This is a genomic window from Photobacterium sp. GB-210 (assembly GCF_003026075.1).
Classification (GTDB): Bacteria; Pseudomonadota; Gammaproteobacteria; order Enterobacterales; family Vibrionaceae; genus Photobacterium.
Genome location: NZ_PYNU01000001.1, coordinates 183,047 through 196,999 on the forward strand (window position 1 = coordinate 183,047; position 13,953 = coordinate 196,999).

Sequence of the window (13,953 nt, forward strand, 5' to 3'; positions counted from 1 at the left end):
AGAACAATGCATCCAGCACTATGGGTAAGTAAAACCGGTCTTGACGCGCAGCAGACAAATATCTCGACTATTTCTAACAACTTGGCTAACGCATCAACCGTTGGTTTTAAAAAAGGTCGCGCGGTTTTTGAAGATCTCTTTTATCAAAATATTAACCAACCGGGCGGTCAGTCAACTCAAGATACCACATTACCAACAGGTTTAATGTTGGGGGCGGGTTCAAAAGTGGTTGCGACACAAAAAGTCTTTACTCAAGGTAATACTCAAACCACCAATAACGCCATGGACATGATGATCGAAGGTGATGGCTTTTTCCAAGTGCTATTACCTGATGGCAATATAGGCTATACCCGTAATGGTCAGTTCACGATTAACTCTGAAGGTCAATTGGTTACCAGTGGTAGTGGCTATCCTGTCCAGCCTGAGATTGTGGTACCTGAAGATGCGGTAGGCATCACCGTCGGTACTGATGGTGAAGTTTCTGCCCGTATTCGTGGAGAGCAAGAAAACCAAGCCTTGGGGCAAATTACGACTGTTGACTTTATTAACCCAGGTGGTATGGAGCCTATCGGTCAGAACTTATTCTTACCAACAGGCGCGAGTGGTGATCCTCAAGAAGGAACGCCAGGCTTAGAAGGATATGGTTCTATTCGCCAATCTATGCTTGAAACGTCCAACGTAAACGTGACGGAAGAGCTTGTGAATATGATTGAAGCACAACGTGTTTATGAGATGAACTCGAAGGTGATTTCAACTGTCGATCAGATGTTGAGTTACGTTAACCAGCAGTTGTAATGATTGGTGGTAATGAATGAATTGCGCTCAGGTAAATAAAATGAATCGTCAGTGGATGAAAAAATCATTACTTCTATTAAGTTTGGCATTAACAGGCTGTGTATCTACACCACCTGATGTTGCTGGCAGTGATATTGAAAAAGCCACCACCAATGTTGATGCGGTAGAAGGTAAAGAGAAAGAGTCGAAAGGGCTGATTGATCGGATCCGTAAACGCGAAGATCCAGAAGCGGGCGATCCCGCTTGGAATCCTGTTCGTCCACAAGATAAACCTGAGCATTACGCAACCGCAACAGGCTCTTTATTTAATCAATCACAAGTGCAAGATCTGTATGACGACACTAAGCCCCGTGGTATTGGTGATATCGTCACAATTTTACTCGAAGAAAAAACCGCAGCGAAAAAGAGTGCAAGTTCAGATTTAGATAAATCTACCGATTTAAATATGAAGCCAATAGAGCTAGGGGGGAAACCCGTCACCATTCGTGATTACAGCTTGTCTTATGGTATGTCGAACAACAACACATTTGCAGGCTCTACTTCTGCCGATCAAAGTAACAGTATTAAAGGTTCTATTTCAGTTGAAGTGGTTGAGGTTTTAAATAACGGTAACTTGGTTGTACGTGGTGAAAAATGGCTAATGCTTAACACTGGCGAAGAATATATTCGGGTTAGCGGACATATTAGACCTGACGATATTAGCCAAGATAACACCATTGCATCAACACGTATTTCTAATGCGCGGATCCAATACTCAGGTACCGGTGATCGCCAAGATATTCAAGAGCAAAATTGGTTATCACGTTTCTTTAACGTTGCTTTCTAATCAGCCAATTTTTGTCAAAACATAGCGTTAGGGACAGGAGAATCCATTGAATTTTCGCGCAATTATTATTACTGGATTAATTTTATTATCTGGCACTGTGGATGCGGCACGTATTAAAGATGTCGCTTCCGTTGCAGGCGTTCGTAGTAACCAACTTGTCGGTTATGGTTTAGTCGTTGGTTTGCCTGGTACTGGCGAGACAACGCCTTTCACCGATCAAAGCTTTAATGCCATGTTGCAAAATTTCGGCATTCAATTGCCGGTAGGTACAAAGCCAAAGATCAAAAACGTTGCCGCTGTTGCCGTTAATGCCACTTTGCCTCCTTTTACCAAACAAGGTCAAAGCATTGATGTTACCGTCTCTTCAATTGGTTCCGCCAAGAGTTTACGGGGGGGGACGTTATTGCAAACTTTCTTAAAAGGTTTAGATGGCAAGGTTTATGCAATAGCTCAAGGTACATTGGTGGTTGGTGGCTTTAGTGCAGAAGGGGCAGATGGCTCTAAAGTGATCGGTAATACGCCAACGGTAGGTCGAATCTCTAACGGTGCAATGGTTGAACAAGAAGTACCGAACCCATTTGGACGTGGTGATTACTTAACCTTTAACCTGCATGATTCAGATTTTACCACGGCGCAGCGTATGGCAGATTCTATTAATCAGTTTTTAGGGCCTCAAATGGCATCAGCTGTTGATGCAACATCAATAAAAGTGCGAGCACCACGCGATGTTAGCCAGCGAGTTGCGTTCCTATCAACAGTTGAAAACTTAGAGTTTGATCCGGCAGAAGGCTCCGCGAAAATTATCGTAAACTCACGTACTGGTACCATTGTTATTGGCCAGCATGTGAAGTTAAAACCTGCGGCAATCACCCATGGTGGTATGACAGTTTCCATTAAAGAAAATCCACAGGTGAGTCAACCCAATGCCTTTGCCGGTGGTGAAACAACCGTGGTGGAGAACAGTAATATCAACGTACAGCAATCTGATGCACGCATGTTTAAGTTTGAGCCCGGTGTGTCGTTAGATGAGCTTGTTCGAGCGGTGAATCAAGTGGGCGCCGCACCATCAGATCTAATGGCAATTTTACAAGCGCTGAAACAAGCGGGTGCCATTGAAGGGCAGTTAATCATCATTTAACCCTGATGATTTAACTAAAAAGTAATCAACAAGGATTATAATATGAAGCAAATTGATCCCGGTTTTGTCCATGATATTAGTAACCTAGACCGTCTACGTGCGGGTATTGGTGAAGATTCAAAGGGATCATTGCGTCAGGCGGCTAATCAGTTTGAGTCTATCTTTACTCAGATGCTATTTAAGTCAATGCGCGAAGCGAACGAAGCGTTTGAATCTGATTTAATGAGTAGCAATAACAGTAAGTTTTATCAGCAAATGCATGATGAGCAGATGTCATCTCAGCTAAGCACCACTGGAAGTTTAGGCTTGGCTGATATGATTGTTAAGCAATTGGGTGGCGAAGATAACGAACAAAAGCCGCATACTCCAACGACAGATTTATTCCCGAAAAAAGACAATACGGATCCATTGCAGATTCGCCCAATCGATAATAAATCCCAGCCATTAACACTACCGCAACGAGAAGATCAAAACAGTGTTGCGGCACAACAGGTATTAGAAAAATATAAGCAGCGATTACAAACCGCTGATGTTCAGCCGCCATTACGACAACCAGAACCTGATCGTTTTGAAACGCCACAAGCATTTGTTGATCATATGGCACCGTATGCAACGAAAGCGGCACGTGCGTTGGGCACCGATCCTGCAATGTTGATAGCGCAAGCGGCGTTAGAAACCGGTTGGGGTAAAAAAGTGATCAAAAATGCGGCAGGAACGAGTAACAACTTATTTAATATTAAAGCCGATCCACGTTGGAGTGGGCAAAAGGTTGCCACGCGTACATTGGAATATCATAACGGTGTTGCTGTACAAGAAAATGCGGCGTTTCGCTCTTATGGCTCTTATCAAGATAGCTTTCAAGATTTTGTGAAGTTCTTACAACAGAACCCACGTTATTCAACTGCGTTAAAACATAGTGGTGAGCCGAATCAATTTATTCGAGAAATACATAAAGCAGGGTATGCCACCGATCCTAATTACAGTAATAAAGTATTAGCAGTAATGAAAAAGGTGAAAACATTAATGTAAAAAGAAGAGATATATAAAAAAAGCGAATTAAAATAAAACATTTATATTCTATCAAATAATATTTGATGGAAGTTTTTTAGTATCTGAATATAGGGTTATACAACAATATCAATAATGTTCGACACCATTTTAATTAGATCGTTACTTTCAAATAAAGCATTTTCTACTTCTTTTTCAGGTACTTGCTTTTCTTCTGTTTTTTTGTCGTCAAAATGATCATTAACGAGTGGCACAACAACTTCTTTTAATGCGTAACCAATTAATCCTGATACTAATAAGTTCATAATCATTATCCTTTATGTTTTATTTTAATTTGGGTTGAGCTTTTAAATTATAAACAAATAGCGATTTATTACCATCTTTAAATACTCAAAAATAATCGTTTAATTAAAAAAACTTTTATTATTTTTAATTGGTTCGATTTTTGCAAAGAAGCTATCGTAATGCACGCCTTATATGAAGAAGCGTCATTAAGATTGATATAAAACATCACGTTGTTAATGAGTTAGGGAATTAATATGGCGTCGGATTTAATGCAGCTTGGTATCAGTGGTTTGCGTACATCGCAAAAGCAACTTGATGTAACCAGCCATAATATTAGTAACGTGCATACCGCAGGTTATAGCCGTCAGGTGGTCGATCAAAAAGCGGCCGATGCACAATGGAGCGGCGGTAACTATTACGGCAGTGGTGCGTACATTGATAGCGTTAATCGTGCTTATGATCAGTTTGCTGCCCGTGAATTAACCCTCTCTACCACCCAGCTTGAAGCTTCAAATGTTCGTCAACAGCACATGATGATGCTGGATGATTTCACCTCAAAAAGTGCTGTTAACACAGTTAATAGCATGAATAATTTTTATAACTCGGTACGTTCATTGTCAGATCACCCTAACGATCTTGGCTCTCGTCAAACCGTGTTAGAGCATGCCGAACAAGCGGCAAGAAGTTTTAATAATTCTTATGAAACGTTAACCAATATTCGTCGAGATGTGAATGAGCAACTGGATGTAACACTTGAGCGTGTGAATGCATTAGGGCAAGAACTTGCCGCTATTAATACCAGTTTACAAGGCATGCCTGATGGCGATAAAAACCATGACTTGCTGGATAAACAACGAGGCTTAATTAATGAATTAGCCAAATATACCAAAGTGACAGTATTGGCGGATAAAGGCAGCCTTGCCGATAAAGTCATTATTGGTAGCGGTGATACCTTGGTTTCTGGCGTTGAATCATCACAATTAAAAATGGTTAATGGTGATCCTGATTTGGAAGACAAACAGATGGCATTAATTAACGGGAATCAAGCCAAAGCCATTAAAAGTGATCACATTGGCGGAGGATTAGGTGCCATGTTGTCGATCCGTGATGATGTAATAGATAAAAGCCTCGATGAAATGGGGCGAATGGCGATTGGCTTTTCAAAGCAAATAAACGATTTGCAGCAATCGGGTACCGATCTCTCAGGTGCGGTTGGAGGTGCTATTTTTTATGATGTTAACAACCCTAACTTAATGAAAGAGCGAGTATTAAAGCCATTAGGTAGCCAAACTGACATTGATGTCAAAATTGATGATGTAAATGCGTTAAAAACGGGAGAATACCAGCTTACAACTGAATTTGATGGTACTGATTATAGTTTTCGCTTAATCGATCCCGCTGGCAATGAGATGAAACAGTCAAACGGCAATCCACTTATATCTCCAACGGCGACAATGCCTTTATCAGTCAGTGTCGATGGTTTAACGTTAACCATGAATACTGTGATGGGCAATCCCCCTGCGGCAGGACAAAGTGAGACCGTCATCATTCAGCCGATGCGTCGTGGTGCGGCAAACATTAGCGTGGAGATGTCAGATCCTCGTGGCCTAGCAGGGAATAAAATATCCAGTATTGAAGCTAACCCAAATAACGTTGGAACAGCAGAGCTCAATAAAGCCGGCGGGTTAGTGCCTGACCAATTAGCGGGCACCTACAGAGTCGACATTATTAACAGCGCTGATTTAACAGCGACCAATAATGCAAGTAACACTGGTACAGCGACGCTGACGGCTATTCAAGCTGCTGGTGCCACAGTGGCACAAGGCACGTATACCCTTAGCTTAAATGGTGCGGGCGATAAACTTAGCATGGTAGATGCTGCAAATAATCCGATTAATTTAGTGGATGCTACGGGTACTGTTGTTAACGAGCTAGACTATCCACTGACAACAACGGGCAATGTATTAACCATGGTTGCTAGCAATGGTGATCAAATCAGCGTAGCAAGTTTAACTTCAGGTGCAGCGATTGGTGATACGTTTACGTTAGCCATCACCGCTTCTGACAAGTTAACAGTAACGAATACTCAAACGAACACCCTAATGGATTTAAAAGATGATGCGGGTAATACCGTCCAATCACTGGCTTATCCATTAACTAACGTGAGTAAAGAAATTACCTTTGCAGGCCAAACAGCCCCGACATTGTCACTGACGGATAATGGTCAAGTTGGAGATAACTTCACGGTGACTTTAGGCCGGACTAATGCGGTAGGTGGCAACAGTAACTTCTTAGCAATGCAGCAAATTCAGCATGGCAAAACCATGAATGAGGGCAAATCGAGTGTGATTGATTTGTTTGAAGGGTTAGCAACAGACATTGGTATGTTAAAGAATAATGCGGATAAAACTGCAGAAGTCAATCAATTGGATTTTGATGCCGCGTCCGAGCGAGTATCGAACTTATCGGGTGTTAATCTTGATGAAGAAGCCGCTAATCTTATGAAGTTCCAGCAATCTTACATGGCATCATCTCGGATCATGTCAGTGGCTAAAGAAACCTTTGATACCTTAATGCGTACCGTGTAGTAGGAGTAAATCATGATTAACCGAGTTTCTACTGCTAGCCAGTATCAAAGTTTAACCTCGAATTTAATGCGTAAGCAGGGTGAACTAAATACCAGTAATGAACATTTAGCGACGGGTCGACGCGTATTAACCGCCGGTGATGATCCTGTTTCATCAGTAATGATTCAGAATTATCGTCAAGAGCAGACACTCATCACGCAATATCAAGATGCGATAACATTAGCGACCAACCGCATGAATGTGACGGAATCAACGTTAACGGGTGTAGAGAACAATCTTGATGTGACGAAACAAAAAGTCATTCACATGATCAATGGTGCTATGGCTGCAGAAGATCGCAGTGCCTTTAAAGATGAATTGCAGAGCCTTTATGATGAGTTATTGGGGCTGGCAAATACACAAGATGAATCGGGTAACTATATTTTTGCAGGTACACAATCAGCCACCAAACCGTTTATGCAAAATGGACAAACGCCACCAACCATTGTTTATCAAGGGGATGATCAAGCACGTCATAGCCAAATAGATAAAAACTTAGAGGTGAAGACCAGCTTAACGGGTAATGATGTCTTCATGGCGATACCCAACCCTTACGGTGATTACCGGCCTGACTTTTCTGGTTTACAATCAGACTCGCAGCTACATGTTTTAACGGCAACAAATAGCAATCCTAATGACAGCAACAATTACAGTGTTAAGTTTGTCGATAATGCTGGTGTAATGGAATATCAACTTTATCAAGGGGACCCAACAACGGGGGTACTATTAGATCAAAATACTTATGATCCTACAGTGGGGGTAAACTTTGATCTCGCAGCTGCTGGTGGTGCGGGGACGTTAGACTTTCAATTTGATGGTGAAATCAAAATGGGTGATAGTGTCGCGTTAACCCCGAGTAAAACCTTTAACGTTTTAGATTCTCTTAAAGATGCGATTAACAACGCAGAGCAGCCAACGTCATCAGCAGAAGGTAATGCCAATTTACAACGTGTTATTGATGATTTAAATGGCGCATTCATTCACATGAACCAGCAGCGCTCGCAGGTTGGTAGTGTGTTACAAACCCTTGATAGACAGGGCGAACAACACAAAGATTTTGAATTAACCTTGAATAAAGCACAAAGCGGCTTAGAAGATCTTGATTACAGCAAAGCGATCATTGATATGAATGAACAATCGATGGCACTGCAAGCATCACAGGCTGCGTTTAATAAGACAAAAGAACTCACATTATTTAATTATTTATAGCTATCTGTCATAGAATTAAGCGGCAATAAGTTGCCGCTTTTTTTTGTCTAACTTACTGTAAAAAAATAAAGTTAACCCTTGATAAGAAAAAAATAAAAAAAAACATTAAAGCATTTTCTCGCCGTGCCGTTAAAGAAATCACAACAGGAAATACTTAGTTAGCCCGGGAATCGCTGGGTATCAAATCAAGGAGCTACAATTATGGCTGTTACAGTTAATACTAACGTCTCTGCAATGACCGCCCAGCGTTACCTAAACGGTGCAAGCAACGGCGTTGCTAATAGCATGGAAAAACTTTCTTCTGGTCTTCGCATTAACTCTGCAAAAGATGATGCTGCAGGTCTTCAAATCTCAAACCGTTTAACCAGCCAAACAAACGGTCTAAACGTAGCAATGCGTAATGCCAACGACGGTATCTCAATGGCGCAAACCGCTGAAGGCGCGATGTCAGAAACAACAAACATGCTTCAACGTATGCGTGATTTGTCTCTTCAAGCAGCGAATGGCTCAAACTCAGCTGAAGACCGTGAAGCACTTCAAAAAGAAGTAAGTGCCTTACAAACAGAAATGACCCGTATTGCAGATACTACAACGTTTGGTGGTCAACAGTTATTAGATGGTACTTTCGGTACGAAATCCTTCCAAGTTGGCTCAAATGCGAATGAGACTATTGATGTTTCATTATCAAGTGTTGCTTCTGGCGATATTGGTCAACACCAGAAATCAGGTGCTGGTACTGTATTTGGCGCAGCAGCAGCAGCAGGCACAGCATACGGTTTAGCAACAGGCGCAAGTGATATAGTTTTATCAGGTCCAAATGGTGTTTCAGCTACTACTGATATTTCAACAATGGATGCTAAAGCAGCAGCTGATGCCTTGAGTGCATTGGGTACTGGTGTTGAAGCTAAGGCTACGGCTCGTGTTGAGTTGGATAATTTGACTGCTTCCGATACTGGTACACTGGAGATTGGTACAACAAGTTATGACTTAAGCTCTTATAATGGTGATATGTCTGAGCTTGCAAGTGATATCGGTAAAGATGGTTATAATGCTACTTATGATAAGTCTACAGGTAAATTGCAGATCGAAGCTGAAGATGTTGCAGGTATTAAAGCTGTAGGTCCTGCAGGCGGTACATTAACTATGGCGGCAGTTGATCCTTCAACGGGAGTTGCTGGTACAGCTGCTACTGTTAATGTTGGTGGTGCTGTAGTTAATTCTGAATTAACTTTTAGTTCTAGTGATAAGTTTACGGTAACTGGTACTGCTACAGCCATTACTACTGCAGCTGGTAACTCATCTTTAAGTACTGTTAAAGATATCGATATTACAAGTCAGAGTGGTGCTCAAGGCGCACTAGACGTTATTGACGCAGCTATTGCTGGGATTGACTCACAACGAGCAGATTTGGGTGCGGTACAAAACCGTTTTAACCACACGTTAAATAACCTTGCGAACATCAATGAAAACGTAAATGCATCAAACAGCCGTATTAAAGATGTCGATTTCGCAGCTGAAACCACTAACATGACGAAGAACCAAATTCTGCAACAAGCAAGTACTTCAATTCTTGCGCAAGCTAAGCAGATCCCACAAGCGGCACTTAGCCTACTGGGTTAATCATTCAAATGAAGCCCTGTATATTCAATACAGGGCTTTTTACTTACAGCGATATCGCTAAGGACTGGCTATGGCGATCAATCCGATAACTATCTTTTCATCGTCTTTAACCTCTAATCAGGATATGGAAGGCGATAAGAAAGTTCGTCACACTTCCCCTCAAGGTGTAGAGCAACAAACTGTTAGCTCTGAATCTTCCCTATCATCGATAAAGGCTGTTAATCCTATTGATTCCAGTGACATTGACGATCCCCTTAATTCATCTTTGCTAGAGCAAAAGTCGGAACAAGAGAGAATTAAGCAGATTGAAATGGCATTACAATCTGCCAATCGTTCGTTACGTTTCCATCAAGATGATGAGTCAGGTAAACCAATTGCCACCATAGTTGATAACAAAACGGGTGAAGTTATTCGCCAAGTTCCGGCACAAGAATTGCTAGATTTAAACAAAAATTTGGCCAAGTACGGTTTAGGCTCGTTAAGTCATAAAGTGTAAAAGGAAAACTCATGGGGTTAAGTGCAGGTGGTTTAGCTTCTGGCTTAGATGTGGCGGGCATGACGCAACAATTGGTTGCCGCCGAGCGTACGCCAAAAGAGCAACGCATTAAAGAGCAGCAACAAAAACTGGAAGTACAGTTAAGTGGCTACGGGCAAATTAAATCGGCGGTATCTGGTTTAGAAGATATGGTGAAAAAATTTGCTGAAGATAAAGTATTTGCAGGTCAATCAGCTAAATCATCTGAGAAAGATTTTGTCTCTGTTGAAGCATCAGATAAAGCAAAAAATGGTAGTTATACCGTTGAAGTGTTAGAAATTGCCAAATCTCATAAAGTGGTCACTAACAGTGCTTTTGATGCCGATCCTAAAGCACAACTGGGATCGGGCGATTTGGAAATTACCGTTGATGGTAAAACCATGTCTGTCACCATTGATCAAGATAAAAGCAGCTTAAAAGATGTACTGAATGCAATTAACAATTCTGCAGATAACCCTGGTGTAACGGCAACAGTTATTAATGATGCCAATGGTTCGAAAATTGTTTTTTCAAGCACTGATACCGGTGTTGCCAATGAAATTTCTATTGATGCTTCAGGGATGACGGGCGAGCTAGCCAAATTAAGCTTTGATCCTGCCAATCCAACAGCCAATGCCGATATGGTTGAGATGCAAAACGGTGTTGATGCCAAAATAAAAATTGATAACTTCACCGAGATCACTAGTAGTAGTAATAAAATCGAAGATGCCATTGAAGGTGTGACGCTTGATATTAAAAAACTCACAAATACTGACGATGTTAAGTTCGCAACGATTGATATCACCAACGACACTTCAACGGCAAAGTCTTCAATTGAAGACTTTGTTGAAAAGTACAATGAGTTTATCGATACCGCTGATAGTTTAAGTAAATACGATACAGAGTCTAAATCTAGTGGGCCATTAAACGGTGATAGTTTAACCCGTTCAATTATCAGTCAAATGCGAAATATGATGAATGCGGGTATCGAAGTTGATGGTAGAACTTATAGCTTAAGTGACTTTGGTATTACCACTGACCGTTATGGAAAAATCGAGATTGATGATGAAAAGTTAGATGAGTCTTTAAAAGATAATTTTAATGCATTTAATTCTTTCTTCCATACCGATGAAAAAGGCTTTCTTGATAAGGCTGAAGCTATTTTTAAAGGTTACACCAGTTCAACGGACGGCTCTCTAACCAATAAAGAGAAAAGTTTAAAAGAGCAGCAAGACAGATTAAACGATGATATGGATGATTTAAATGAGCGAATGAAAGCTTATGAAGAACGAACCTATCAACAGTTTACCGCGATGGATGCAGCTATTGGAAAAATGAATAATCAGCTGAATACCATGATGAGCCTAATGACATTTTAAAGTGAATGAAAAATGGAAAAATTAACTCAACTCGAACAGCAGATTGAACAGCTTTTGCAGCAGCAAGATTATCCTGATGATTTTCCTCAACAATTGGAAAATTTGGTTGCTCTGCGTCATCAAGAAGTAGAAAACATCTTAGGGCAACCTGATTTAACGCGTGTCGTGTTTGATGATGTGGTTGCACGAACGAAAGCATTAAAAAGCTTAATTCAAAAACACAAAGACATTATTGGCGAGCGATTAGTGCGTTCTAAAAAGAGCAAACAATCGTTATCACTGTATAGCAATATTCAACAAAACGGTTTATAGCCTTCTTGGTTTTGTTGATTTTGATTTCACTTATTAAATAAGGGATTACATCATGCGTGGTTCTCTTCAGGCATATAAAAAAGTTTCAGTAAACGCACAATTAGCCAGTGCTTCTCCTCACCGTATTATTCAAATGCTGTATGCAGGGGCGATTGAGCGTTTAATTCAAGGAAAAGCGGCAATGGAGCAAGGCAATGTTGCGGTTAAATGCGAGCGTTTAAGCAAAGCATTAGATATTGTACTAAGTCTGCGTGATTGCTTATCAATGGAAGACGGTGGTGATATTTCCAAGAACCTTGATGCCCTATATGAGTTTATGGCTGCAGAGATCAGCCGAGCAAATGCCGAAAACCAAACTAAGCCCATTGATGATGTGATTGGTATGCTACGTGAGATCAAATCAGCGTGGGATCAAATCCCAACTGAGTATCATCATTTAAGTGAAGCGAGTTAATTAATAAAGTTAAGTGTTAAAATGCATATAGGCAGGATAACACTATAAAAAATGGTAATAACTCTTCAAATATAGGATGAATAGCTGTAAATGCGCAATATTCGTCCTATTGTTTTATCTATCCTTGTATTGGTATCACACCTTTCCGTTATCAAATATTGCCTTCTCCTATGGTTTAATTACAATAGATACCAATAATATTGGCAGTGGTTCGCATTTCTATTAAATAGGCCAATAATTACATCATTTTATGAAGGCAGGCTATATCCATTCTATGCAAGGTTTAGCAAAGACACTCGTTATTGAGGACGATCAACAGCAACGTCATGATCTCAGTGTAATTCTGGGGTTTGTTGGTGAGCAGTGTGAAATTATCTCGTCACAGAGTATTGATGCATCATTATGGCAGCAGTCATGGGGCGCATGTTTACTGGGCAATATTGAAGTAAATAAACATTTATCTCATATCGTAGATGCATTAAAAATTCATGCCCATATTCCTGTTGTATCGCTTGGAAATCACCGTGCTCATCTTTCTGGTTTAGCGAATTATGTTGGCGATCTAGAGTTACCTTTGCATTATAACCAACTCGTTGATGCTTTCCGTCATTGCCAAGAATACATGGGTAAACGTGCTTACCAAGTTCCTCAGCTAGGGCGTAAAAATACCTTATTCCGTAGCATGGTTGGTAGTAGCTCTACAATTAGTCAGATCCGTCACCTTATGGAGCAAGTGGCTGCTTGTGATGCCAGTGTGCTGATTTTAGGTGAATCTGGTACAGGCAAAGAAGTCGTGGCACGTAACGTTCATTATCACTCTGCGCGTGGTAAAGGTCCGTTTGTTCCTGTTAACTGTGGTGCTATTCCGCCAGATTTACTGGAAAGTGAATTGTTTGGTCATGAAAAAGGGGCATTTACTGGTGCGATTTCTGCACGTAAAGGCCGTTTTGAATTAGCTGAAGGTGGTACGTTATTTCTTGATGAAATCGGTGATATGCCGATGTCGATGCAAGTTAAGCTCCTACGCGTTTTGCAAGAACGAAGCTTTGAACGTGTTGGTGGTAGTCAAACCATTAAAACCAACGTACGTATTGTTGCAGCAACACACCGCGATTTAGACAAAATGATCCATGAGAATTTATTCCGTGAAGATTTGTACTATCGCCTTAATGTTTTTCCTATTGATATGCCCGCATTGCGTGAACGTATTGAGGATTTGCCTTTATTACTTCAAGAGTTGCTTACTCGAATGGAAGCTGAAGGTGCGAAACGCATTCACTTCACACCGCGTGCGATTAATTCATTAATGGAGCATAACTGGCCGGGTAACGTACGTGAACTTGCAAACCTTGTTGAGCGTTTATGTATTCTGTACCCCGGTGAAATGGTCGATACTAATCATTTGCCGATTAAGTATCGCTACGGCCAACTTCCTGACTTTACGCCAGAAAGTTCTCAACCAAGTGTTGAGGAATTAGAGCAAGAAGCATTAGCAAGTATGTTTTCATCATATGAAGATGAGCAAACAGGTGTAAATAGCGAGCTTCCTCCTGAAGGGCTAAATTTAAAAGAAATGTTAGCTGATCTTGAAGTTGATATGATCAAGCAAGCGTTAGATGCTCAGTCAGGTGTTGTTGCAAGGGCGGCTGATATGCTTGGTATGCGACGCACTACGTTAGTAGAAAAAATGCGTAAATATGGTCTGAATAAAGAAGGCTTATAGAGCGTCATGAATTTATACAAAGCCGATGCCATTAATTTGACATCGGCTTTTTTATTCCTCATA

13 protein-coding genes are annotated in these 13,953 nt (G+C 40.9%); 12 read left to right on the plus strand and 1 reads right to left on the minus strand.

The window, feature by feature from the left end; translation table 11 throughout:
• Positions 1-6: 6 nt before the first annotated feature.
• The 4 genes from flgG to flgJ are packed head-to-tail and all read left to right on the plus strand — an operon-like array spanning position 7 to position 3,788.
• Positions 7-795 carry a flagellar basal-body rod protein FlgG gene (gene flgG / locus C9J38_RS00955; RefSeq protein ID WP_107205480.1) on the plus strand — a complete coding sequence of 263 codons (789 nt, stop codon included), beginning with the start codon at positions 7-9 and terminating at the stop codon, positions 793-795.
• Between the two features lie 55 nt (positions 796-850).
• The gene (gene flgH, locus C9J38_RS00960; protein WP_199187034.1) at positions 851-1,621 is read left to right on the plus strand and encodes a flagellar basal body L-ring protein FlgH; all 771 of its coding nucleotides are present in this window, start codon (positions 851-853) and stop codon (positions 1,619-1,621) included.
• A gap of 46 nt (positions 1,622-1,667) precedes the next feature.
• Positions 1,668-2,759 carry a flagellar basal body P-ring protein FlgI gene (locus C9J38_RS00965; protein WP_006646763.1) on the plus strand — a complete coding sequence of 364 codons (1,092 nt, stop codon included), beginning with the start codon at positions 1,668-1,670 and terminating at the stop codon, positions 2,757-2,759.
• 42 nt (positions 2,760-2,801) lie between these two features.
• Positions 2,802-3,788 carry a flagellar assembly peptidoglycan hydrolase FlgJ gene (gene flgJ / locus C9J38_RS00970; RefSeq protein WP_107205482.1) on the plus strand — a complete coding sequence of 329 codons (987 nt, stop codon included), beginning with the start codon at positions 2,802-2,804 and terminating at the stop codon, positions 3,786-3,788.
• A 95-nt stretch (positions 3,789-3,883) separates the two neighbouring features.
• Here the strand turns inward: flgJ and C9J38_RS00975 are convergent, their stop codons facing one another.
• Positions 3,884-4,072, minus strand: a complete 189-nt coding sequence (locus C9J38_RS00975; protein WP_107205483.1) for a flagellar hook protein — start codon at positions 4,070-4,072, stop codon at positions 3,884-3,886.
• A 234-nt stretch (positions 4,073-4,306) separates the two neighbouring features.
• On the opposite strand from C9J38_RS00975, the gene flgK reads away from it, so the two are divergent.
• From flgK to C9J38_RS01015, 8 genes are all read left to right on the plus strand, one after another.
• A complete protein-coding gene (gene flgK / locus C9J38_RS00980; protein ID WP_107205484.1) occupies positions 4,307-6,640 on the plus strand; it encodes a flagellar hook-associated protein FlgK in 2,334 nt (777 codons plus the stop codon).
• 12 nt (positions 6,641-6,652) lie between these two features.
• Positions 6,653-7,888 (plus strand): flagellar hook-associated protein FlgL, encoded by a 1,236-nt coding sequence (flgL, locus tag C9J38_RS00985; RefSeq protein ID WP_107205485.1) that lies wholly within the window; start codon positions 6,653-6,655, stop codon positions 7,886-7,888.
• Positions 7,889-8,089: 201 nt separating this feature from the next.
• On the plus strand, positions 8,090-9,508 hold the full coding sequence (locus tag C9J38_RS00990) for a flagellin (protein ID WP_107205486.1): 1,419 nt from the start codon (positions 8,090-8,092) through the stop codon (positions 9,506-9,508).
• Positions 9,509-9,578: 70 nt separating this feature from the next.
• Complete coding sequence (locus tag C9J38_RS00995; RefSeq protein ID WP_107205487.1) at positions 9,579-10,004, plus strand: flagellar protein FlaG; 426 nt, start codon at positions 9,579-9,581, stop codon at positions 10,002-10,004.
• 11 nt (positions 10,005-10,015) lie between these two features.
• Entirely contained in the window at positions 10,016-11,401 is a 1,386-nt protein-coding gene (gene fliD / locus C9J38_RS01000) for a flagellar filament capping protein FliD (protein ID WP_107205488.1), read from the plus strand.
• Between the two features lie 12 nt (positions 11,402-11,413).
• Complete coding sequence (locus C9J38_RS01005; RefSeq protein WP_107205489.1) at positions 11,414-11,713, plus strand: flagellar biosynthesis protein FliS; 300 nt, start codon at positions 11,414-11,416, stop codon at positions 11,711-11,713.
• A gap of 52 nt (positions 11,714-11,765) precedes the next feature.
• Positions 11,766-12,167, plus strand: coding sequence for a flagellar export chaperone FliS (fliS, locus tag C9J38_RS01010; RefSeq protein ID WP_107205490.1), 402 nt, complete (start codon positions 11,766-11,768; stop codon positions 12,165-12,167).
• 274 nt (positions 12,168-12,441) lie between these two features.
• A complete protein-coding gene (locus tag C9J38_RS01015) occupies positions 12,442-13,890 on the plus strand; it encodes a sigma-54 dependent transcriptional regulator (RefSeq protein ID WP_107205491.1) in 1,449 nt (482 codons plus the stop codon).
• Positions 13,891-13,953: the final 63 nt, after the last annotated feature.

Excerpts from the sequence above, each read along its gene's own strand:
- flgG (WP_107205480.1), top strand. The coding sequence starts at position 7 with ATGCATCCAGCACTATGGGTAAGTAAAACCGGTCTTGACGCGCAGCAG.
- flgH (WP_199187034.1), top strand. The coding sequence starts at position 851 with ATGAAAAAATCATTACTTCTATTAAGTTTGGCATTAACAGGCTGTGTA.
- flgJ (WP_107205482.1), top strand. The coding sequence starts at position 2,802 with ATGAAGCAAATTGATCCCGGTTTTGTCCATGATATTAGTAACCTAGAC.
- C9J38_RS00975 (WP_107205483.1), bottom strand. The coding sequence starts at position 4,072 with ATGAACTTATTAGTATCAGGATTAATTGGTTACGCATTAAAAGAAGTT.
- flgK (WP_107205484.1), top strand. The coding sequence starts at position 4,307 with ATGGCGTCGGATTTAATGCAGCTTGGTATCAGTGGTTTGCGTACATCG.
- flgL (WP_107205485.1), top strand. The coding sequence starts at position 6,653 with ATGATTAACCGAGTTTCTACTGCTAGCCAGTATCAAAGTTTAACCTCG.
- C9J38_RS00990 (WP_107205486.1), top strand. The coding sequence starts at position 8,090 with ATGGCTGTTACAGTTAATACTAACGTCTCTGCAATGACCGCCCAGCGT.
- C9J38_RS00995 (WP_107205487.1), top strand. The coding sequence starts at position 9,579 with ATGGCGATCAATCCGATAACTATCTTTTCATCGTCTTTAACCTCTAAT.
- fliD (WP_107205488.1), top strand. The coding sequence starts at position 10,016 with ATGGGGTTAAGTGCAGGTGGTTTAGCTTCTGGCTTAGATGTGGCGGGC.
- C9J38_RS01005 (WP_107205489.1), top strand. The coding sequence starts at position 11,414 with ATGGAAAAATTAACTCAACTCGAACAGCAGATTGAACAGCTTTTGCAG.
- fliS (WP_107205490.1), top strand. The coding sequence starts at position 11,766 with ATGCGTGGTTCTCTTCAGGCATATAAAAAAGTTTCAGTAAACGCACAA.
- C9J38_RS01015 (WP_107205491.1), top strand. The coding sequence starts at position 12,442 with ATGCAAGGTTTAGCAAAGACACTCGTTATTGAGGACGATCAACAGCAA.